Annotated in this window: 2 protein-coding genes; both read left to right on the forward strand. The window is 65.3% G+C overall.

Annotated elements, in window-relative coordinates; all coding sequences use genetic code 11:
• The first annotated feature begins 111 nt into the window (after positions 1 to 111).
• The gene (gene cobU, locus NKH95_RS33315) at positions 112 to 558 is read left to right on the forward strand and encodes a bifunctional adenosylcobinamide kinase/adenosylcobinamide-phosphate guanylyltransferase (protein ID WP_352678360.1); all 447 of its coding nucleotides are present in this window, start codon (positions 112 to 114) and stop codon (positions 556 to 558) included.
• A gap of 1 nt (position 559) precedes the next feature.
• Entirely contained in the window at positions 560 to 1,174 is a 615-nt protein-coding gene (gene cobO / locus NKH95_RS33320) for a cob(I)yrinic acid a,c-diamide adenosyltransferase (protein WP_352793877.1), read from the forward strand.
• Positions 1,175 to 1,448: the final 274 nt, after the last annotated feature.

Consider the following 1,448-nt stretch of genomic DNA (forward strand, 5'->3'; position numbering starts at 1 on the left):
CGACCCCCGCGTCCCGTCCGCCCGCCCCTCATTAGACCAACCCCCCCCCCCCCCCCCCCCCCCCCCCCCCCCCCCCCCCCCCCCCCCCCCCCCCCCCCCCCCCACGCCGAAATCCTGGCGACCGCCTTGCCGCCGCCCTGGACCTATATCGCCACGGCGCAAGCCTGGGATGACGAGATGCGTGAGCGCATCGCGCTGCACCGGTCGCAGCGCGGCGAAGGCTGGACGACCATCGACGCACCGCTCGATCTCGCCGGCGCGCTTGCCGCCTTGCCTGATAACCAACCGGTACTCGTCGACTGCCTGACGTTGTGGCTGACCAACCATATGCTGGCCGAACACGATTTCGAGCTGGAATGCCGCCGATTGGCAGAGGTGCTGTCGCGGCCGCGCGGACCCTGGTTCGTGGTGTCCAATGAAGTCGGCCAAGGTATCGTGCCGGACAATGCACTGGCGCGCCGGTTTCGCGATGCCGCCGGCCGGCTCAACCAGCAGGTCGCGGCGATTGCCGATACGGTGCTGCTGATGGTGGCGGGGCTGCCGCTCAAGGTGAAATGACATGACCGACATCGACGATAAGGACGAAGAACGCCACCGCGCCAAGATGGCTAAGCGCAAGGCGGTGCAGGATGCCGAGGTGGCGAGCAAGACGGTCGAGAAGGGGCTGCTGATCGTCAACACCGGCCCCGGCAAGGGCAAGACCACGGCCGCCTTCGGCCTGGCGCTGCGGATGCTCGGCTACGGCAAGCGCGTCGGTGTCGTCCAGTTCATCAAGGGCAAATGGCACACCGGCGAGAAGGATGCGTTCGCCGCCTTCGGCGACCGCGTCGTCTGGCACGCGATGGGCGAGGGATTCACCTGGGAAACGCAGGATTTGAAGCGTGATATCGCAGCCGCCGAAGCCGCGTGGGCCAAGGTGCTCGAGCTGATGGCCGACCCGTCGATCAGCCTGCTGGTGCTCGACGAGATGAACATCGCGCTGCGCTACGACTATCTCGATCTCGACAAGGTGGTTGCGGCGCTGAAAGCGCGGCGCGAGGACCTGCATGTCGTCGTCACCGGCCGCAATGCCAAGCCGGCGCTGATCGAGGCGGCCGACCTCGTCACCGAAATGGGCGTGACCAAGCACCATTTTTCCGCGGGCGTGAAGGCCCAGCAGGGGATCGAGTTCTGAGGCTTCTTACCCCTTTGAAGGCAGGGCTATCGCATATGGATTCTTGCGAAGAGGGACCCCCACCCTAACCCTCCCCACAAGGGGGAGGGAACGCTGCCGCGTGCCTTTAATTCTTCTTTGGCGCCGAAAAGACAGGCGATTCGCTTGGGTCGGCGCCAGCGGAAGTCTCCCTCGCCCTTGTGGGGAGGGGCTAGAGCGATTCCTATTTTGAGAGAATCGTAGGATTCCCAAAGCCGGATGTTTGTGATTCAAGATGCTGGCTGGATTGGAGGCC

Origin of the sequence: Mesorhizobium sp. M0848, from assembly GCF_040319805.1 — a bacterium.
In the GTDB taxonomy this organism is placed as follows: Bacteria; Pseudomonadota; Alphaproteobacteria; order Rhizobiales; family Rhizobiaceae; genus Mesorhizobium.

Coding starts and splice junctions, on each gene's coding strand:
- cobO (WP_352793877.1), top strand. CDS start 560: ATGACCGACATCGACGATAAGGACGAAGAACGCCACCGCGCCAAGATG.